This is a genomic window from Photorhabdus hainanensis, from assembly GCF_018448965.1.
In the GTDB taxonomy this organism is placed as follows: domain Bacteria; phylum Pseudomonadota; class Gammaproteobacteria; order Enterobacterales; family Enterobacteriaceae; genus Photorhabdus; species Photorhabdus akhurstii.
The window spans coordinates 1-22736 of sequence record NZ_RCWD01000057.1 but is presented as its reverse complement, the minus strand read 5'-3'; the positions used below and the strand labels follow the sequence as shown (position 1 = coordinate 22736).

10 protein-coding genes and 1 pseudogene are annotated in these 22736 nt (G+C 43.3%); 4 read left to right on the top strand and 7 right to left on the bottom strand.

Going from position 1 to position 22736, the window contains the following annotated elements; translation table 11 throughout:
- Positions 1-288: 288 nt before the first annotated feature.
- Together EAE92_RS22570 and EAE92_RS22565 are read left to right on the top strand one after the other, a co-directional pair.
- Positions 289-672 (top strand): annotated as a pseudogene (locus tag EAE92_RS22570) (transposase); the annotation flags it as partial.
- Positions 673-1010: 338 nt separating this feature from the next.
- Complete coding sequence (locus tag EAE92_RS22565) at positions 1011-2609, top strand: toxin (RefSeq protein ID WP_214069661.1); 1599 nt, start codon at positions 1011-1013, stop codon at positions 2607-2609.
- Between the two features lie 163 nt (positions 2610-2772).
- Here EAE92_RS22565 and tcaC read toward each other — a convergent pair whose 3' ends face one another.
- From tcaC to ppxA, 6 genes are all read right to left on the bottom strand, one after another.
- Positions 2773-7230, bottom strand: coding sequence for an insecticidal toxin complex protein TcaC (gene tcaC, locus EAE92_RS22560; RefSeq protein ID WP_214069660.1), 4458 nt, complete (start codon positions 7228-7230; stop codon positions 2773-2775).
- A gap of 59 nt (positions 7231-7289) precedes the next feature.
- The gene (gene tcaB / locus EAE92_RS22555) at positions 7290-10862 is read right to left on the bottom strand and encodes an insecticidal toxin complex protein TcaB (protein ID WP_214069659.1); all 3573 of its coding nucleotides are present in this window, start codon (positions 10860-10862) and stop codon (positions 7290-7292) included.
- Positions 10863-10883: 21 nt separating this feature from the next.
- Positions 10884-14171, bottom strand: a complete 3288-nt coding sequence (gene tcaA / locus EAE92_RS22550) for an insecticidal toxin complex protein TcaA (protein ID WP_281422831.1) — start codon at positions 14169-14171, stop codon at positions 10884-10886.
- A 469-nt stretch (positions 14172-14640) separates the two neighbouring features.
- Positions 14641-15258 (bottom strand): hypothetical protein, encoded by a 618-nt coding sequence (locus EAE92_RS22545; protein WP_214069657.1) that lies wholly within the window; start codon positions 15256-15258, stop codon positions 14641-14643.
- Positions 15259-15694: 436 nt separating this feature from the next.
- Positions 15695-16717, bottom strand: a complete 1023-nt coding sequence (gene ppxB / locus EAE92_RS22540) for a photopexin PpxB (RefSeq protein ID WP_214069656.1) — start codon at positions 16715-16717, stop codon at positions 15695-15697.
- 93 nt (positions 16718-16810) lie between these two features.
- A complete protein-coding gene (ppxA, locus tag EAE92_RS25075) occupies positions 16811-18505 on the bottom strand; it encodes a photopexin PpxA (protein ID WP_281422830.1) in 1695 nt (564 codons plus the stop codon).
- A 324-nt stretch (positions 18506-18829) separates the two neighbouring features.
- On the opposite strand from ppxA, the gene EAE92_RS22525 reads away from it, so the two are divergent.
- Positions 18830-19723: a hypothetical protein gene (locus EAE92_RS22525; protein WP_214069655.1), complete on the top strand. Its 894-nt coding sequence runs from the start codon at positions 18830-18832 to the stop codon at positions 19721-19723.
- Positions 19724-19924: 201 nt separating this feature from the next.
- Here the strand turns inward: EAE92_RS22525 and EAE92_RS22520 are convergent, their stop codons facing one another.
- Positions 19925-20935 carry a fucose-binding lectin II gene (locus EAE92_RS22520; protein WP_214069654.1) on the bottom strand — a complete coding sequence of 337 codons (1011 nt, stop codon included), beginning with the start codon at positions 20933-20935 and terminating at the stop codon, positions 19925-19927.
- An 809-nt stretch (positions 20936-21744) separates the two neighbouring features.
- Here EAE92_RS22520 and EAE92_RS22515 point away from each other — a divergent pair.
- Positions 21745-22719 (top strand): Rpn family recombination-promoting nuclease/putative transposase, encoded by a 975-nt coding sequence (locus EAE92_RS22515; protein WP_214069653.1) that lies wholly within the window; start codon positions 21745-21747, stop codon positions 22717-22719.
- Positions 22720-22736: the final 17 nt, after the last annotated feature.

The following is a 22736-nucleotide window of genomic DNA, read 5'->3' as shown; positions in this document are numbered from 1 at the left end:
AACCATTTTTGAGGAGAATAGGGGACATACCTTGCCTGAGCGGGTGAGAAAGCGAAATAACGATGACTGGAGGGCAGAATAATAATTTATTTGACGGCATCAATCGGCGGCGATAAATGGCGATTATTCTCCAGTTATTATCAGGTAAATAAATTTTCAAAATAGTAGATCACTGGAAGGAAACTCAGTCCGATTTTTGCGATCTGATCAATTGCGAAAAATCCCAAATCCCAACACGGACTGAGTGATGTCAATCATAGCACCCATACCTCAAAATGAATGCCAGAAAATGCCCAAACAGAGCAAGTCACCTATGTTAAGGGAATAAAAAAGAACTCTGATTTATTTATCAAAATGTTAGATGAACTGAATCATCAATATCCCCATGCGGAAACCCTTACATTAATCTTAGATAACTACGGTATTCATAAAAGTCAGAAGGTAAAGGAGTGGCTGGCACGACATCCTAAATTTACTCTGTTGTTTTTATCCGTCTATTCACCGTAGCTAAATAAAATAGAACGGTTATGACAATCGCTCCATGAGACAATAACGCGAAATCATTGTTGTCAATTTATGTGGCAGTCGCTTAATTATGTTGATGCTCTTTTGGCATCGTTTTCATCACAGCAAAAGCCAGGAAGACAAAAAATAGGTGTGGCACTATTATGAAACCTTATTTAATTGGCATAAATATAATCTAGTGGAATTATCATATAATAATATTGTCTTTTATTTAGATAGATTAGAAAGAAATATTATTACAACTAATTTCTATCTCTTTTGTGGAAAATAGTGAAAACTACACTATTATGAAATTGATGCATTGAAATAATTAATGCCAATATAACAGTTTAGTAATTACATCACAGTCTATAATAACAGACTGAACATATTAACGCTCTATTAGGGAAAAACTTATACCATTCATGATGAAAAGGCAATGAGGTGTCATGCTAACTCATTGGCTGTAATCGGAAAAGTAATGTTAACCAAGTGGAGATAGATATATGTCTAAATACAAATTAAATCGATATTTATTAGCAATTTCTGTATTTTATGCTTTCATGTCAGGAAATGTTATTGCCGCCAATCCTAAAATATCTGCATATTATCTGAGTGGACCTGCTGCGCAGGTTGATACTAAGGAATATTATGCCAGCCTGGATAATTTTAAAAAATTAAGTAGCGATATTTCCAGAAATAAGAGTAACTTTAATACGTTGGTATTATCTTTTGTCCAGCCTGGTTTTATTAATTATGAAAAAAATAGCCTGAAATGTTCAGGATTGTTTGGTTATACCTGTACTTCTGGTCAAAGTATTAGCACCCAAGAGGCTGAAAATGCCAGGGCCGATTTTGTGGCATTGAAAGGTGTTATTGCTGATTTAAAATCTCATGGAGTGAGTACTTATATCGCTGTAGGTGGATGGAATTTTAGTTGTTATCCGAAAATTTATGATGTAACCGCCGGCAAAAAAGAGGCTTGTGGTAATGAACCCGGTGCGGTTTATGATATATTCCCTAATCCCCTGACCAAAATTCCTCGATTTGACAGTACTATTACGGGCAAAGAAGCAGATAAGGCATATAGAAATATTGTCAATTTGGCTGCTGACTTGGGAGTCGAGGGAATTGATGTTGATTATGAAGAGTTCTGGCACGCTGATATTAATGCAAAAAGCTGGAAATTAACCCCTGACTCAATCAATGTTCCCCCTAATAACAGCGAAACTCTTATTACATCGACTTTAATAGCAAAGGGACTCGGCGGTTATGTTTATGATGCGTCAATGAAGATTGTCCCTGGCGCAGAAAAAATTCCCCGTGCAATGCCTGTAACCGTGGATAAGTTCGCCGCTATTTTAAAATCTCTTTACACTTCGATTAATGCCGTTAAACCATCACTTAAGCTAAGTACCGCAGGTCCTGCAACGGGAGGTATCCCGAATATGTCCGCTAACTGGGGAACTAATGCGAGAAATAGTGATATTTATGGTGGCGCCTGGTGGGGAGGAAACCTCTATGGTTTGATTTATAATACTGCGCTGAGTTATCCCGATTTGATCAACCGACTCAGTTATATTGGTGTGATGACCTATGATTTAAGTGAAAAAGATTGTGGATTTATTGGCGGAGGTGAGACATATATTCCTTGTGACCTTCCTGGACAGGTTAAATATTATTATGGTCAATATATTAATTGGCTTAAATCAGGTAATGAAGTAGTCACCTTCCATGTCAAACTGAAAGGAGCGCGTAATTATGCTCAGGCATCAGTTCAACCGCAAAAATTATTAGTTTTGCCGCCTATTACGGTTGGGTTTGAAGTGGGTAAACCCGCAACCGGTAATTTGCCGCTCACGAAGGCAGCTCTCAACAGCATATTAGATGGTACGATCAAATATGGTAAAACGGGCCTTATAATGTGGGATCTATTTAAAAATGAACGTTATGACGGTAATAACTGGAAAGATGAGTGGGCAACACCTAATGATCTTTTGTCTACGGCTTGCAAAAAAATAGGATTGACAGGAGAGCATTATAATTGTGATAGCTCTGTCCCGACACCTGATCCTATTTCGGCGTTTACCAAGAAAGAACATTGATGTTGATATTTAATCTTTAATTCTGTCAATATGCAGGTTTCTTTGAAAGGCGACATGCATTATTAAAGAGAGCGGTGGAACTTACCGGAAATGCTGAATTTTCATAGTTGATTGGATACTGCCCCGCAATGTATCGCGGGGCAACGGATAAAACTATGTAAAATTATGGGGTTCTTGACGCTGTATCGTTTTCATCCTCACTGACAATAAACCACGGGGTGTACAGCTTTTCTCGCAAATATTTCTTAGCGGTGATGACTTTGTATTCCCGTCCCAGTGGATCATAAAGGTGGGTATCGGCAAACAGGTCATCTCGTGCGCTGTCATCGCTAACGTAGCGCCAGTCATTCAGAAAATAGGGTTGATAAGTACGCACAGGTTGGCCCTTGTCATCATATTCTGTGCGACCGGAAACGGCCCATCGGGTGTCTGTAGCCGCGCTGACCAGAACGCCATTTGCATCCACGACCAGCCCGCCATCCTCTTTACGTTGCCAGGCGTCACCTGGCTCATGACGAGCTGAACTCTGGAGTAACCGGCCAAAACCGTCGCTAAAACTCACCGTCTGTTGGTGCTGCTGTTGCGGATCGTTATCATAGCGATCCGTGGTGATCCCCAGTACATGCGGCGGTAAACGGGGAATACTTGCCAATAGCGAAATAAGTTGAATCGTTAGGTTCTGATGGCTTGTTCCTCGTTTCCCGCTTAACGCGCACACTTTCCCATCTTCGGTAACCATATGAGCGGCACGCAGTTGCGCCCATAGCGCTTCTGCCTCTTCTTGTGACTGAGAAAGCTGAGACAAAGATAACGACGGCATCCAGCTATCAACGGCATAGACTAAACATTGGGCAACGGGAAGCGCTCCAGTTAATGCCAGCGCTTTATCTACGGAGTCCGGTGGTGTGAAGGGCTGGTTGGAATAGCCTGTGGCTTGTCCTGCCTCTGTGCCCCAGAACCGGCTGGTGGTCACGCGACCTAGCGCATCCAGAGTCACAATATGTTGATTATCATTAATATCTGTCAGTTGTACCGGTGTAAGGAAACGATAATCGTAATGGGCTTGCGTCGTTAATCCAGCGGCATCCTGAGTCTGTATTATTACACAATGATAGGTATCCCAGGTCAGTGTGGTTTTCCCTGTCAGCAACGAGTTACGCTGAGCCTGAGGCCGCCAGAACTGTGCGGCGTCACCGTAATCGGTATAACCTTGCCGCGCCGCCCATACCGGGCTTTCTGATCCGGTATTAAACAACCGCGCGACTTGCTGATAACCGGCCTGTGTCAGCGCGGTATTCAACTCCTGTTCTTCAATCACGCCTTCATACGCCTGTAATGAGGTATCGTCCATCATGGCGGTTTCTTGGAACGCGACCAGCGCCTGTAACGTGGGCTTTTCTAATGCGGCTTCCGCTTGACCGGCGGTGTAAAACGTCCGTTGTTGCCCCAGATAAACGGCCGCTTTTTCATCTGCTAGCAGGCCATCGGCTTTCAGCAAGACTTCAAGGGAAATCCCTTCGGCTGGGATTTTGGTCCGGTCATAAGTATAAACATCACGGCGTTGTGCATTTGGTAAACCTAATCGCCAGTTTTCCCCGTCAGTCAGGTGATGCCAGCTATTTTTTTGTCTCACCAGACGTAATAGTTGTTGTTGATCATCATAGCTGCTGTCAAATAGTGTTTCCGGCAGGGTAGGCGGGTAGGGATTCACTGCTGGTTTTTCGCGGCGCGGCCAGGCAATATCGACACTTTGCAGTGATTGACCAAAGATATCGTGTTGCAACCGAATACTCTGGCTGAACTGTGGGTCAGTGATGATACGTTCATAGTGATAGCTGCGATTTTCAATAGCAGTCACCCAGGCAGATAATTCGGTTTCTTTATCTACGGGAATAGAGCGTACCTGATAGCGCGATTCACTGACGGTATAAGGCGCCGTTTGCTTATCCGTTCCGTCCAGACCGTAGAGTTCAGTGCGTAGCAGTTGGCCTTTAAGCGCTCGCGTCAGCCAGTTACGTTGTGTCTCATTGGGGGTAAATGCTTGGTCTGTCTGGTTGGTGTTATCCCAGACGGTATAACGGGTTTCAAATCCGCTATAAGCTTGAGTGTCTGCCTGCCAATATTCCGTAGCTAATTGGCTGTCTACTTCATCCATGCCGGTGGCAAACCAGCTAATACTCAGTGACGGTGCCGCCTGTTCGGGGGCGGTGCCGTGAGAAAACGTTGTGGTATCTGTCTGTTTGATGCAGCCAAATCCTCTGAATTCCCGCTCTTTACCATCCCAGACGCCGTGGCTGTAGTTGACTTCACTGGTGAGCCGGTTGCCGCTGATTTCATCCTGAATTTCGGTATACCATAGCAAATGCATTGGAAACGGCAGATAACAAGCCGGAGATTTGCCTGCTTTGGTGAGCTGTAATTTCTCATCCAACCAGAATTGCGCGGAACTACGATAATGTAGCGTGTGATGTGCGCCCCGGTTATTGTTCATTACATTCAACAACCACGGTTTGGTCAGTGACAGGTCACAACGCCAGTGATGTGGCGCGATATGCGGCACAGTCAGAATCAGGCTGGCTATCCCTAATCCCTGAATATCGGCGACTTGAAGTTGGCAAGTGTTGTCAAATTGTACGCCTTCTGGCAACGCTAATGTCAGAGGGGCATCAAACTGATTACCACTTTGGTTGAGATAAATGAGCAAAGAGCCGGATTGCGCATAGATAAGGTCGGTGGTGCCGGAGCCGTCGATATCCGCCAAAAATAGCCGTTCGGGATTGAAGCTATTTTCGGGCTGGCTGAATCCCGGTAGGGTTAGGGGTTGACCGAAACGGCCATGTCCCAGATTAGGCCAACAGGTGGCGCGATTAGCCTTGATTTCCACCAGATGTTGTTGGCCGGAGCCGAGCATATCACTGAAAGCCACCAGTTTGCGGGCGTCGGTCCCTGTGACGGGTAGGGTTATACCTGTGGATTGGGGGACATCTTCTCCTTTACGCCAGCCGTTTCGCTGGTTGGCATATAGACGCACGCTTTTCGGCCCGATCAACACTAAATCAGATAAGCCTGCCCCGGTAAGGTCAGCGAACTGGATGCTTGGATGAAAATATTCCACGGGCAAAGCATTGATTGGCGTAAAGTGCGTCCATTTTCCATCGGGTTGTTGGCTATGGTATCCGCGAATACCGGAGGCGGTAACAACCCAATCCAGTTGGCCGTCTCCGTTGATATCCATCAATGAGGCATTATCCTGCAAATTGGGTAGGGTAGGCAGTGGGGCGATTTTGTCGTAAGTGACGGCATTACTATCTCCGTCTTCCTGACGTTGCGGAGCTTTATACCACCAGGCGCCTCGATCTTGATACAGCATACCTGGCAACCCTTCTCCCCGCAGATCAACCAGTTGATAACGTTGCTGCGAGTTAAAATTATCTAGTGCGTCAAAGCGTTGCCATGTCGGCATTTTCTCCAGATCAAACCGTTGCCAGGCTAGTTCTAGTGGCGGCTGGGTGACTGGGCTGCCGTCCGATTCATGGCTTAATTGACGGATGGTAATCAACGTGGTGACGCTGGCGTTTTTGTCATATTCCAGTATTAGGCGTCCAACCAATTCCGGGGTGTCATTGGCGCCGACTTCTCCGGCCATGAGCGCGGTGCGGTGAAACATCAGCACTTGTTGACATAAGCGGCGAGTACGCACTTCAAAACCGTATTCATAGCGGGAGAAGATATCCGGGCGTACAGACCATTGCGCGGTACCTGTATCCCATGTCGGCACGGTATGAAGTGAGGTATCGCGCTCACCGTGGTCAAAGACCAGATGAAACAGCCACTCTTCCGGTGCGGGAGGTGTGTTATCCAGTACGAACAGGCTGGTTTGTGGTTTGATGTTGCCGTAGTTCACCTGTACCAGATAGCGCTGTGCGGTAACATTGGGATGAGCGGTTTTTTCATTGTCGTCACAATGGGCTTCATCTTCGGCTCGATATTGATAGCTGACATGTTCACCGGCTGGCGTCACAGTTTCTTCCAGCAACCACTGGGCGATTTGTTGGTCATTTTGCGGATTTGCCAGACAAGCCTGCGCGGTTTTCCCTAAGATGTGTAGTTGGCCGTCCGGTGACGATATCAGCCAGAAAGCGCATCCTTCTTGACCGGAGGCAGGTTGCCAGTATTCGATTTTACTGAAATCCAGGATCTGGCGGGCTTGATAGCGGGTCACGGTATAGGAAATTGGCAAGGTAACGCCTTGCAGCGTTTTAACGTCTTGACGGATATCAGGTTGCCCTTGGTCATTCAGGGCGATATTCATGACCTCGCCTTGTGGGGATAGGAACGTGTCGTCATTACCGTATTGTGGAATGCCATGTTGGGTGCGTCGGCTAATGGTCGTGACACCGCATTGCCAGCCGATGCCGAAAGGCCCATTACCCGCGCTGTTGCTGTAAATCAGCGATAATCCAGGAGCCGTCCCTCTGCCAGTCGAAAGGGGCAACGGCAGAGACAGGGATGCCATTCCATCAGGGCCGGCAGCATTCAGTGCTTCTCCCATGCCATTGATAGCGCCGCCACCTTTGGGAAGTGACAGCGTTGTAATCGATACTTCTGGTGAATCCTGCATAAAGTACTCCTTAATAACAGGCCCCAGATAGGGACCTGTAATCGACAAAGAAAAGAAATTTACGCGTCTCGAATGATGTAATTCAGATGCACAATGATGTCACTCAGATTCGCAACCAACTCGTGTTGCGCTCCCTCTTTACCGGCATAGAAAATATTAAGCTCCAATGTGCCGGTTGTTGCGTCTCGACCTTCAAAAGGCAGAAAACGGCTGTCGTTAAAGTCGGTGACAAACCGGCCTCCGTCATTCATACCGTGTGATAAGGCGGCGATTTCCGCACCCATTGCTAAAGTAGCTTCAAGATCTTGATATGGCCCCAGAAGTGTTGGCAGGGTGACGGCGATCCGTTTAATACGGCGTTTCTTCTCGTTACCCAAGTTGTAAGAGTTATCCAAACCTAGCTGACTCAAATCCAGTGTTGCTTGGAAGATATCCCCTGTCAGCGCCAGAGTAACGCCGCCGGACGCAGGTACTTTCTCGCCGTTAAGCACCTTATTGATATTTTCACTTAACGTCCCTGTGCCAAACAGGGTATCCAGCGACACGGTGCGGATGGCTTCTAGCCCGATACCACCCCGAGCAAGCCAGATGGCATCCAGTTTCTGTAGCTCTGAACTTAAACCTTCCCCTGCTAACAGCCCTTGCCACAGATCATTCCACACCGGAACTTGGAATAGACTGTCGCTCTCTTTCTCGCCTAATTCCTGTACTAATGCGGCTTTTGCCTGGAGACAGATTGGCAGAGTGGAATCATACATTTGGTAATAGAGCGCGGAGAGACGACCAGCCATCCAGTTATACAGTGCCTGCCCGGTAAAACGAGTGGTTTGCAGGTCATAAATCGCTTGGGCATTCGCTTGTTCGGTTTCAGAGAGCGTGATCTGTTTTTGTGCCATCGTGATCTGCTCTTGCAAGCTTTGTATCTGGGCATCCAGTTGGGTTATTTCGTTATCAGCAATATCCCGTTGCAATGTCCATTCTTCTTGACGACGCTGATAACCGGCTGTCACTTCTGAAATGCCGGCGCTCTGATCTTGAATGCCGGCGCCAACTTGGGTTGCTTGTCCGGAGCCAATTAATGGCGCTCCCCATTCCGATCCACCGTTAGCCAGCCCGAAGACGTTAGGTACCGCATTGGCGATTCCGCCGGCAATCAGCAATCCCGTTGCAACGCCATTGGTGATCATGGCGGTGCTGCGCAGGGTCAGACCGGCGATTTCTGCCGCAGATAGACCGCCGTTAATCAGGTCGCTGTAATGTTTTTGCCGCAATGTGGCGCCATCACGGCTGGCCTGTAATGCGGTCAGGCTGTGTTGTAATCCTTTTAGATTATTTTGTTGTATATCGTGCTGTTGTTTCAGGATGGCTTGCTGTTGAGTCTGCAACAGTAGCGTCATTTTTTCATTATCCTGATGTTCTAACGTCGTTTGTAAGCTGTTGCCGAACTGAGTCAACAAACTCACGGCAGAGCGGGCGCGTTCTACCAATAGTGGGTAGCGCCAGCCTTGAACACTGCCTTGACCGCCAGCCGGACTACTGCCTGTACCGTCTCCTCCGGCTTGCTGACGTTGCAGGGTTTTCGGGTCTACCGGCGTGGCATACAGTGGCAGATTTAGCGGTTGACCATCCAGACTCAGATTGTGGCGCAGGTTGTATAGGCGTAACTCAAGTTTATCCCAGTAACCGAGCAGTACATCGTTGTACGGTGGCAAGAAATCACCGTCGCCAATATTTGCGGTATCGCCTGCGCTTAGCCAGGCAGCGAACGTCATTACTTCCGGTGAACTGAGGAGTGTCGGTGTGGCAATGGCGCCAGCTTCTTTACTTAAGGTGGGATTTGGCCAGGTATTGGTGGTATGGATATCAGGGCGCGGTCCCAGTAGCTGTTGTGCCTGAATGTAGTACATTTTGGCTTCGACTAAAGTATCACGCTCAAGTTGGCGGTAAGCGCTGTCGCCTCGGGCAATCAATAGATCAAGGGTATGCAGGAATATCGCCAGCTTGTAATGCATTGGGTCCGCCATTGCGATCACATCTGGATCTGTGGTGGCGGGTTGTGTGGTATCCCATGCGGTATCCAGTTGCAATGGCATCACATTCCAATAACGTGGTTTACTGCCATCCATAATGAGCTGGCCATTAGCATCGCGATAACCGGCGCTGCGGAAAATATATTTGTACCAAGTGTCCGCGTCTTCGTAACGTTGTTCTGTTTGCATACGGACCGCAACCAGGAACGGAATATGGAAGAAGATTTCCCATAGATAAATACCATAGGGACCACTGAAATTATCAACCGGATTAGATCCGCCAAACTGCCCCTGAACGTCATAATTAAGTAGTGAATCGAGGCTAATATCTAATAGCGCGTTGAGATCTACATAATTAGGGAGGTGTAAATTTATTACTTCACTAGAAGGTAGTGTAAATTTCTTGCCGTCTGATGAGAATGTGCCGTAGGAGGTAAATATATATGCCGTAAGATTAAAACTACAATAATTGTAATTGTTATAGCTTGTGTCATGGCACATGCGTAACTTAATGTCTAAATAATCTTTTGAAGGTAAATCTGCACTTCCTGTATTAGGCAGACTCTTGATTACCGCTTTTGATGAGTCATAACACAGCGTTACTCCGGTTTCTGGAGTAGCTCCACCAGTATTTTGTAAAGTAAGAACCTTTCCATCTTCTGAAATATTTAACTGAGCGTCAGAACCATATTGTGAAGCTACTTCAGTTGGGCTTGATGAACCAGTTGCTCCTTGTCTAGTGTAATCGCTAAAGATAAGCTGGGTGCTTTTTTCTTTTTTCTTTGAAGTCCAGTTATAGTCACTGCTCATAACCCAGACATTTTCAGTTTTAGATAAGTGATCACTTTCGTTAGTAATATTAAACCAGCGAATATGCAGCTTATTATTTTCCCAAAAGGATTCTACCGTATCTAAATAAGGCTCACTAATCCCGGCATTAATTGCTCGCCACTCTGACCATTGATCTGGTTTCAACTTACCGCCATCAGTGACTAAAGTTAATTTCCGCCAATAAAATGCATAGGGTGCATTCTGTGTACGGCCAATAAAGAAAATAGTTTTATTATCCTTGCCTTGGCAGGCGGTAATATAATCAAGGGTAGCTAAAGTGTCATAACTAATTAGATAATCACGTAACTTAGATTCGACTAATTCACTTTTTAATTTCCCTTGAGAAATACCTTGCTCAAACGCGGTAAATATCTCAGTCTTATTCAATCGCAATGTTGGATCAATATAATCTCCGGCATAGAATTTCAACCGTTCCTTGCCAGCCCAAGTGCTATAGCGGTGGTTAAAACTATCCCAGTTATATAAAAACTGTTCATCGGCAAAATAGGGTTTTGCTGAGTCTGCCAGCGTGCCGTCATAGCCCTCTATCGCACGATGAATAAACAATTGCAGACTGCCAATCGCTTCGGACAGCGGTGAAGTAGTAACCAGATCGCTAATTTTGGTATCCAGCAACAGATATTCGTACAGATCGTCGGCGGTCTGGATGCTATCTTTCAGATCCGTAGGCACTTGGGTAGCAATATAATGAGCAACCAATGCATCACGGCGCGCTTCTTTCAACGTTTGTGTAAATAAAGATTCAGACATAATCAATTCCTTCTTATCCGGTTACTGACGATTGCTGATTGCGGCACTTAAGTTTTGGGCTACCGATGCCAATAGGGCGCTACTCTCGGCGGCAGGGTCTGCTTGCATCATGGCCAACAGATTGCCCAGAGTGGTACTACCGACATTCAGGCTTTGTCCGACGCGTAACCAGGTCAGAAGTTGCCAGAGTGATGTAAAACTTTTCGGCCAGTTATTTTCCCCTAATAACAAGGTATTAACTTGCGCTACTGTCCCTTTATCCATCTCATGCAATGTGGCGATCAGTGAAGCTGCATTTTCAGTCGTCATATCTTTGGCATTTAATTGATCGAAACAGCGCATCGCTTCATCACGGGAAACGGTGACCTGAGTTTGCCACTGTTTAAAACGTGATAGCGTGAGTAATAGCTCCGGATTGGGAACAGGAACATTCGTGATGCCGTTGATTAAACGTTCGGGATAGGTTGTCAGTAATTGCAGATCTTGTTCGGTCAGGCTCAGCCATTTCACAATTAACACTAGCTGGCTAAGTTGCTGAGTAGCAATTACCAGAGAAGTGTCGGTTTGCAAGGAATCCAGCGTGGCATTGTCATGGCTAAACAGGGTTTGAATATCATGCCAGTAGTTCGTCAGTGTAAAAGGATTATCACTACCGATTGTGATTTTCTCTAACCAGAAGGTGACGATACCCATCACATTGCTCTTAATGCCGAAACCGGCGCTTAGAGCGCGCAGCACTTTCTGCTGTAATGCCGAATCCATTGTTTCTTTAGTGGCAGCTTGACTATTCACGCTGTCACAAACGTTTTCCAAAAAATTGAACATCTCCGCAGTGGCGGTAGCGCTCCATTGTGTACTCACCATCCCTTGCAGATAAGTCAGACTCAGATTTACCGACGACATCCAATCCAGCACCTGCTCGGTACGGCGTAAAATAGCCAGTGGTTGCAGGGATTTTGCCTGACCTAACTGTTGCAATAAGATATCTTTTCCGCCTTCCATCAGACGCCATAAAATTTCGGCTTGGGCAAATGTCAGCCCAAACAAACGGGGAATGGCGCCGAAGCGATACAACTGACTGGCGGTATATTCATCCAAGGTAAAACTGCCTGCATTACCGAAGCAATAGCGACCAATACGGAACAGTTCATCACTGGTGACGCCCAATGCTTTGCAGCATATGGCGGCTAACTCATCCTGCTCATTTTCTGCATATTTCACCTCTGTACCTAGCGCAATGACATGATTACCGTCGGCAGAGCGGAAAGCGGTTTCATAGAAACTGGGTGTCTGATCTGGCGTATAAGGATTTACTGCACTAATGAAGGTCGCAAAGGTATTGGCATCAAGCCCATAGCGCTGTTTTAGGCTGACATACTCTGCCAGTGCTTCAAGGACCGGCTTATCCAGCACAATTTTGTCGTGGTGGTCCGGCACACTACGACTGGCATTGGCAATCAGCCAGTCCAATTCTTCAAATGATAGCCCGGTCTGGGATGATAAACGCACCAGCTTTTCAGCGCGACCGGCTAAGGCGACGACTGTATCGTCAGTGAAATTCAGGCTCTTGCCGTCGGTCTGAATCCACAGATATTGACCATCAGCTGCGTCTGCCAGCGTGCTGTTCAGATAAGCGGCGCCGTAGACATTGACGCGGGTCGGGGCGGTTTCCCCAAAACGCACATAGCGGCTGGCTGCTTTCGCATCAACGCTGCTTTGGCGGTAAGATTGTTGAGCGGTCAGATCCATTAATTGATTGAAACTTAACCGAGTCTTCTCACAGAAAGTATCGATAGAATTCAGTTTGCTGGTCAACTCGCTGGTTGATAGTGGAGAAGCCCGTAAACTACTGTCGTTAAAACCATAATGGTTGGTAATATCATCTTCTGTCGGTGCCGGATTGGTCATCAATTGATAACTGACCGGCGTCAGTGACAGCGTTTCGCGGGCTGGTGGCGATGGAATATCATTGATAGCGGGAGGAATCACATCATCAGGGTTTGTCGGAGTGCCTGAGCTATCGCTGCAAAAGGTTAATAACAGCCCCTTGTCTTTTGTCCCATTGATGACCAGCGCATTTTTCCAGTTTGACTGACCGGAGCTATCTACCGTGATATAACCCTGTTCTGTTTTCAGATAGTACTGATCTTTATTCTCGCTGCGTTCGAGTGTGACCGGCAGATGGAAGCTTGGCAAAGGCTGAGTACTGCCTGATTTGTTGGCTACCTGAGCAAAAATACCGTCTTTATCCGGATTAGTTGGACTGTTGCCTCTTAAGAAACAGCCGGTCAGAACATTACCATCTCCCATCTTTGTACCATCGGTGGCTCCCAGGTAGTAACACTGTTTTGCCATCGACCAAGTGAGTTTCAACGGTGCGACTATTGCAGCGGCGGCTTGATCCGGATTACCGGCAATCAATTGTGCGCCGACAATGCCGCTCCCGCTGGTGTACTGTGACAGGTAAACCATCGGTTGCCCGTCGAATCCCACCGCTTTGAAATAAAAAGTGTTTCCGGCAAAGAACGTATCTTGATTACCACTTTGGGCAGCGAACAGTTTGCGTGTATTCGTATCACTGGTTTGTTCTGAAACCGCTTGTGCCGTGGTATCTGTCAAAGTATTCCACACACCGTTCAGGGTTCTGGCTTGTGCCGATAAAGCGGAATCGATTTGCGACAGATGATCGTCATAAGGTAACGTCATTGGGAAGAATGCGCCGGACAGCTCAGTAATATCTTTACCGCCTTTTTGTAGCACATCCAACAAGATATCAAGGGAAGTAACCTCTTGGTTCATCGTCGTTTCGCTTAATATCAAATCTTTCAGATCAGCGCGGCGATTATCAATATGCAAGTTGGAATCTGATTTATGCAGATCTTTAGCAACTCTGTAGAGTGCGGAAGCATAACGGCCCGGTGAAAATAGGGATTGAATAGAGGCAGCGTCAGCATATTGACTGGCACGGTTCATTAAATCGCTGAAATCCCCATCACCGCCAATATTCCCTACCAAAGCATCTTTAAGCACAGAGACGTTGGATTGTGCGTTAAGTTTAGCCAGCCCTTTAATAACCGGCTCCTGACGCAATTGCCAGGCTCGGTAGAGGGATTTCAGATTTTCTGCTCGTTGCCGCGCCTGACGATAGACGGTATGAGCCTCTTTAGCGGGCAGGGTGGGAACGGACTGAACGAAAGTAGCCCGGCTGATTGATGCGATATCAAATACGTTTTGATAACCGGCGTCAAGCAGGGGCTGTTCGGATGTACCTGATAAAAATGATATTTTATTTTGCATAACAGTCACCATTACATGGTTTAGAATTAGAACATCTTGGAAGGTTAGTTACGAAAATCGAGCTAGCTTTCTTGGTGTAACAATTCATAAATATTCCTTTTATTTCTGTTTGTTTATTGCTGGTTCAATTGAGGTGATACAGAGATAAACAAAACGACCCGTATGAGAAATTTCATCCAAGGTGCTGATAGCAAAAGTGTTATAAAAATGAAAAATAATTTATGATAATAAACCAGTTCATGATTTATCTTAGGTATTTATAATCATTTTTACTATTTGGTAAGAGTTGTTAATTGATAGAGGCATGACTTTATAGCGTGGAAGCTTATTATGTTAAGCTCAATTTTTATTAATGTAGGAATAAAAAATTAATTTAATCATAGCGGTAAGTAAACCCCGTAAATAGTTTCAATTTGAAAATAATTAAACTTACATTTATCGGGGCATTTCAGCTTCATTTGAGCGATAAAGCGAGTTGTTGTTACCGTATCTTACGCCACAATGGCATGATATTGGTTAACACATCAGGGGGAGGACAAGGGTCATTCACCTTTGCCATTTTCCATAAGCCGCTATGGCTTTTACGGGCAGCATTATTGGACATAAAGACTTGATATAACGAACCTGTATCGCTGGCATGATTATGGGTATCAAGAAAACCTTTATCTCCCCATCGGTTATAGAGAGAGATACTATCGCCTTCTCTGATATTTTCATTTGGTGGGGTGGTTTCACAATAAATAATCCATTCTAATGTCGCTCTTTTGCGGGTATCTGAGGTATAGACTTGATGTATTTCGGTTAATTGTTCATTTTGATCCACTACATCATAATATTGTAAATAGCCGCCATCACAGTAATATAGGTTGTGAAGTAAAATAATATCATTATTGATTATTTCACTACCGACAGACTTTCCTGTTGCTGACTCAATTCTCCAGGCGCCGCCATAAATAGCTAAGGAAGCATCTACGGTTACTACGCCATATTTGGTTCCGGGTTTATTGCCGTTGCCAAATACACTGAGATACCCTCCGCTCCAGTTTTTGTAGCTGTTTAATATTGTCACGGTATCGCCATATTTAAGTATATTACCCATCATTTCCTCGGAAAATATGCTATTGCTCTTCAAACAACTGATGCTTACCCTGAAATGCCTTTACTTCCGATTATGCTATTACTGCATAACTTCCGGTGTCATTTCAGGGCTAGGTTATTGTCATGAACAGGTTATCTCGCCTTTTATCTGCTCCCTTGTGGACGTGAAATAGGGTCGAATTCCTGCACTGTTGAATATTCATAGCAACGGGAGATAGGAAAAGAAAAGATCAAAAAATTAATTTTTATCGGATAGGAGGCTATTTGGCGGATAACCGAGTTTCGACTATTATCATGTTACTTGAAAGGGTAAGTCATGTTTTTTCTATTTGTAACCGTGTGTCATATCAGTAAAAGCGGCACAATACCGCTTTAATTTATGGATAAATGTCATCTCTACTGATGTCGCCAGAGTAGCGTATTTTTGGCTTTTTGATTCAGGTTTGTGACCAAATTAACACGACTATGCTGTCATCGTAATTATTATTGCCCCCATTGCTGGCGCCGATAATGGCTGTTCCCGGTTTTTCGTCAAGGGTGTTATAGGCGTAACGGAGTTTACAGGGTTTGCCGTCGCCTATAATTTCAATGCAGACTTTGCCGGTGCTTGATGAGTAATTTTTAAAGCCCAACACACTATTGACTCCTTGGCTGATTAATGTATCGACTAACTGATCGTCAATATACACTTTTATCGTTTGCTGGTGGGTAGTATTACCATAGGCTGACAGGCTAAGCTTGATATTGCGAGGTAACTGGAAACAGTGTTTACCGGTGTTATTGCTGCCACATATTCCGCCACAGTTTTTATACTCACTACCTAATGAATCGATATCAACCGATACGGCGGCTTGAACCTTTTTGAAAGTGATTCCGTTCCAGTAAGCTTGAATAAAGGAGGGTTCACCATCGATAACATGAGATTTTGTATTGTATTGGATGTAATAACTATCTTTGAAAAAGTAAATAATAGAACCGGTAATATTCTTCCATAAAATAACAGCATCGAGGTCTTCACTGAATCCTGCATATTTCCCGGTGGCGCCCCATCGATCTGAAATGGTTTTCTTATTAATCGTGTGTGAACTGACGGTGTAATCGATGCAATCTCTGCCTTTGAAGAAACAGACAATATCTTGTTTTGTATCCACCCACTCTGTGGCTGCGTCTATACCATTTTCAAATCCAGTACCTTTCAACCCCGGCCAGCCGTCAATAATGGGTTTTGGCCCATCAATCACCAGGGCTTTGGCTATATCGAATTTAAGGTATTGTGATCCTTTAAAAAAATATAATGAGCCGCTTAAATTAATTACATCGTCAATATCTTTTTGAAACTCGATAGGGAGACCAGGCCAATCATGACTGATGAATTGAGGGTAATCGGTATCTGCTTTATCTTCTGAGTCGTTATATCTAATGTTTTCTGAGTTAAGAAAGAAATAGGTTTTTGAATTCATTTTTTACATCCTTAATAATGGTTAATCTGAATGTTATTCTGATGTGTTTACTCGATTTTCTATTTTCAGATATCACAGCGATATATTTTTGTCTCATGATAATGGCCAATTCAACACTACCACACTATCATCATAATTGTCATTGGAACCATTGTTAGCGCCGATAATGGCTGATCCCGGTTTTGCTTCGAGAGTGTTATAGGCATAACGGAGTTTGCTGGGTTTACCATCTGCTATAATCTCGACGCAGACTTTGCCGGTACCTGATGTGTAGGTCCTAACATCCGTTATGTGACTTATCCCTTTACCAGTTAAAGTATCGACTAATCGGTCATCGATATAGACATTGATTGTTTGTTGATGAGCGTCACTATTTACGTAGGCTGTCAGGCCAAATCGGATACTTTGAGGTAATTGGAAACAGTGTTTACCGGTATTATTAATCCCACATGTTCCGCCGCATTTTATATTGATATCACTGCCTAATACATCTGGATCAACTGATACGGCCGCTTGAATTTTGTTGAAAGTGACGCCTTTCCATTTAGTTTGAATAAGTTCGGGTTTACCATACAGACTATTCAACATCATATGTAAACGGAGATATTCATTACCTTTGAAAAGATAGATAAAATAACCGGTGTTCCGCCATAAAATAGCCGCGTCTAAATTTGCGCTAAATTTCGCGTATTCCCCGGTAATTCTCCATCTTTCTGCAATGGTTTTTTTATCAATGGCATGTGAGCTAACGGTGTAATTAATACACTCTTTGCCTTTAAAGAAACAAACGATATCTTCTTTTGCATCTATCCACTCTGTGGCGGCGTCGATCCCGTTTTCAAATTCCGTTCCTGCTAATCCCGGCCACCCCTCAATAATGGATTTTGGTCCGTCAATCACTTGTGTTTTTGCAATATCAAATTTAAGATATTGCGAGCCTTTAAAGAAATACAAACAACCATTTAAATTAATCACATCATCAATATGCCTTTGAAATTCAATAGGCAGATTAGGCCAATTGTTACGAATGGGTTGAGGATAACCGGTATCGATATTATTTAATGGATCATTATATTTAATATTTTCTGAGTTAAGAAAGAAATAGGTATTGGTATTACTATCATTGCCCATCTCGCTGCCTAATAAATCCATATCAATTGACGTCGCAGCTTGAACTCTTTTGAAAGTCACTCCACGCCAATTAGCGCCAATGGGTGCTTGACCATCAATGGTATTCGATTTCAGATTAATCCTGATGTTCGAATTATCTTTGAAAAGGAACAGAAAAGGGCTACCAATATTTTTCCATAAAATAGCTGCATCCAGATTTTCACTAAATTCTGAGTATTGTTCTGTTATCCCCCATCTATCTGCGATAGTTTTTTTACTAATAGTATGTGAACTCACCGTATAATCAATACAATCACTGCCTTTAAAGAAACAGACGACATCTGTCATACCCGTCTTTTCTACATAGGGCCATTCTGTGGCGGCGTCTATCCCGTTTTCAAATTCCGTTCCTGCTAATCCCGGCCATCCTTCTATAATAGGTTTTGGTCCGTCAATCACTTTTGCTTTTGCGATATCAAATTTAAGATATTGTGAGCCTTTAAAAAAATACAAAAAACCATTTAAATTAATTACATCATCAATATGTCTTTGAAATTCGATAGGAAGATCAGGCCAATCGTTATTTATAGGCCGGGGATAACCGATGTCTGCCTCATACGATTTCTGATTGTGTCTAATATTTCCTGAGCCAAGGAAAAGATAACTTGATGTATTCATTGATATATCCTTGTTGGTGATTGGGATTTAATATGTTGTTTAAATTTGTTTTTTATAACCAAAATAGATAGAAATAATATTAAGATACGTCAATTTAACTCTGCCATATTGATCATCTGTCTGGTGAATAGGGAAGTTTATATTATTTAAATTAATCCTGATGATAGGTTATAAGCAAGACTATATATTAATAACTCATTAATGGATTTAATATTGTTGGATTTTATGTGGATTACTTTATTTAAGAATTAAAGATGAACTTATCTGAGGTATAAAATACAAGATTAATATGTAATTTTATTTTTTATAGGAGATATTTTAGTCATGAAATTAGAACAACATGAAAGTTCAATCTCAATTGAAAGTTTCTCTAATTCCACTGCGGTTCCAATAACGGTATGGGAACCAAATTTATATCCTGAAGGTCGATGGATAGATGCGACAACACAGAGAGCTGGCGTGTTGTTTAAGGACTCAGGTTACGGGACTAGCGCTTGGGATATCATCAGTGTTGGGGGAAGAAAAGCTTTCAAGGCACAAACTTTGTCTAAATTTGGCAATATCGGTAGTCATTGTCTCGGGATTGCAACAGACACACCGGTTGATGCCAGACATTGTTATTGTGAGCTTGACCTGTTTTGTAATCCATATCCTGACATTTCAGTGAGTGTGCTATCCAACAAAACGAGTGCAAGCGGTACATATCAAAATATTGGTTATGGCTATATGGCGATTCACTTGACTGGTGGGTATAAAGGTAAGACTCAATGGATGCCATCGAACATTTCATTAGGTACTTCGATTGACACGGCGACGCCTTATGTCATGGTTTGGAATCTTCAGGCGGCTAATGTGATTCAGGCAGTAAACTTTGTTGGCAAACAAACGGATGGTATTTATAAAGGGCAGCCGACGCTAGGTAGTGCTTATGGTGTTCCACTGAGTTATGAATGGCCGAAGAATTCTTGGTCACGTTGGCGTATTGGATTGCTTGCGGCAAATAACGGTACATTAATCATTGAGTGGTATAATGTTGTGGCAGATAAATGGAAGGTAGAGCTTTGCCAATATAATATGAACACGCTGATGACGGGAAATCTTGCGTCTGGTCAGATAGGGATTATTTCTGGTATGTCTTCTCAGGCTACCACAGTAGATCAACAAAATTCTCTTTACCGAACACCGTTTGATCGAGCTATATTTTTTCAAGATTTTTAATATGGAATACTGAGTCTGATTATTTAACCATCTTGTGTGATATATACCAAGGGGCTTTCTTCCTGGCCCCATAATTGTTGTAATATAGAAAAGTGATTTTGATTATAATCTTATTGGCGTTGCCAAATATGGCGTATAAAAAAAGCGGCATAATACCGCTTTAATTATTGACAGAGTTTATCGCTAGTGAAAATCTTTAACTCACCAGTTCAGAATGATGACACTATCCTTGTACTTATTGGCTGAGCCATTTTCAGCTCCAATAATGACGGTTCCGGGTTTTCCCTCAAGAGTGTTATCGAAATAACGGAGTTTGCAGGGTTTGTCATTACCTGTAATCTCAATACAGATTTTGCCTGTACCGGATGCATGGGTTTTAGTCGCTATCAGGTTATCTATCCCCTTGCCGGTTAATGTATCTACCAGAAGATCGTCAATATAGACTTTTACCGTTTGTTGATGAACATCAGTATTCGTGTAGGCTGTCAGCCTAAATTTGGTATTCTGAGGTAATTGGAAACAATATTTACCGGTGTCGCTGGTACCACATTTTCCGCCGCAGTTTTGACTACCTAATAAATCTGCGTCAACCGATACCATAGCTTGAACTTTATTAAAAGCGACGCCATGCCAATAAGTTTGGATGGATGTAGGCCCGATATCAATAGTATTTGATTTTGTATTGTATCGGATATAATGGTTGTCTTTGAAGAAGTAAATAAGAGAACCTGCAATGCTTTTCCATAAAACAACGGTATCCAGATTTGCATTGAATCCTGCGTATTTTTCGATAGTCTCCCATCTATCTGAAATAGTTTTCTTACTAATCGTGTGTGAACTGACAGTATAATCAATGCAGTCTCGCCCTTTGAAGAAACAGACAACATCTCGTTTTGTATCGACAAACTCGGTAGCTGCATCTATCCCATTTTCAAATTCGGTGCCTCTCAATCCAGGCCATCCTTCTATAATGTGTTTTGGTCCCTCACTTACCTGAGCTTTTGCGATATCGAATTTAAGATATTGTGAGCCTTTAAAGAAGTATAAATAACCATTTAAATTAATCACATCGTCAATATGTCGTTGAAACTCGACAGGAAGGTTAGGCCAGTCTTTACTGATAAGTTGGGGAGTGTCCCCTTTGTTGATTTGTGGATCATCATGGTATTTAATATTTTCTGAGTTAAGAAATAAATAGGTATTTGTATTCATTATTATATCTCCTTTATGGTAATTAAATATTAAGGTGTTGTTAAACTTTAATGTTTTAGCTAAAATTTGATGAGAACAATATTAATAAATGTTATTTTAATTCACATCAGAGGCCAATTTAACATTACCACTCAGTCATTGTAATTATTACTGGTGCCATTTTCAGCCTCAATAATGGCTGCTAAAAATGATTAACGCTTGATTTGGATTAATTATGAATATTAATGGTTGTCGAAGAAAGGCAGAGGGTTTGTTTCTTCCCTCTGACAATGAATGTATCACTAAAAGTTCCTTTACTTAATTTTCGATATTTCTATATTGAACTGTAAAAAATAGCATTTATTGATTTATTTACATTGTTTACTAAGTTAAATTATTTAATTGTGATGGGAAAGTAAAACTTAATTTTATTGATATTAAGGTTACAAATCTAATAAAGTAATAGTTTGATATAAATAACATTTTGGAATAATAGATCATCTGGATGGAACTCAGTCCAATTTTTTCGATCTGAATATTCAAGATTAACGAAAATATAAATAATCAATGTTTTGATAAAGGGGTTATTATTATGCGAATGCAAGTTAAAAACTCATTGAAATGAATGACTTTCATTGAGTAGTTGTTGTAAATATAATGTTTTCTCATTTTTTCTTTTCTGGTATTTGATTCTTTAGGCTCTTCTATTAATGCATTCGGTAAAGATTTGTCTGAGGAAATATAGGAAGATGTTTTTTGTAACTTGGTTGTGGGTCTCCCAGAGATACTATGAGTGATAATGACTAACTGATAAGACAGAGAAACAGATTGTGGCAAAGAAAGAAAAACGGCCTCACCATGACGCGTTATTCAAGCATTTTTTAACGCAGCCCGAAACGGCTAGGGAATTTTTATCCCTTTATCTGCCCGAAGAAATCCAGTTGTTGTGTGATTTAGCCACATTGAAACTGGAATCCGGCAGTTTTGTGGACCGGGATTTACGTCAACTGCACAGTGATGTGCTCTACTCGGTTGAAACAGCTAGGGGACAGGGCTATATCTATTGTCTGATTGAACATCAGTCCACTCCTGACCCGCTGATGGCCTGGCGGCTGATGTATTATGCCATGTTAGCGATGGCGGCCCACCTGAAAAAAGGCCATACCGAACTCCCTTTGGTGGCGCCGCTGCTGTTTTATCATGGCGAGATTCGGCCGTATCCTTACTCAAACCGGTGGCTGGATTGTTTTACGCTCCCTGAACAGGCTGCTCGCTTATACCACCAGGCGTTTCCGTTGGTGGACGTCAGTGTGCTCAGCGATGAAGAAATCCTGACACATAAAGGGGTTGCCCTGATGGAACTGGTGCAAAAACATATTCGCTGCCGGGATATGCAGGAATGGCTTCTCCAATTGGTGGAACTCTTGAATGCGGGTTATAATACAACCGAGCAGCGCAATGTGGTGTTACGCTATATTTTACTGAATGGACATACGCCGGATCTCTCCCAATTTGTCCATCAACTGATTGAACAATCTCCGGAGCATGAAACGATGTTGATGACTATTGCAGAACAGCTTGAACAAAAAGGGCTTGAGCGAGGTATCAAGCAAGGTATTGAGCTAGGTCGAGAGGAAGGCCGAGAGGAAGGCCGAGAGGAAGGCCGAGAGGAAGGCCGAGAGGAAGGTCGAGAGGAAGGTAAAGTGGAAACGGCTCGTGCCTTATTACGGCATGGCGTGAGTTTGGACATTATTGTCACCAGTACCGGACTGAGCCGGGATAAAATTGAAGCGTTAAAGCATTAAATTAATCTTCTCTTTTA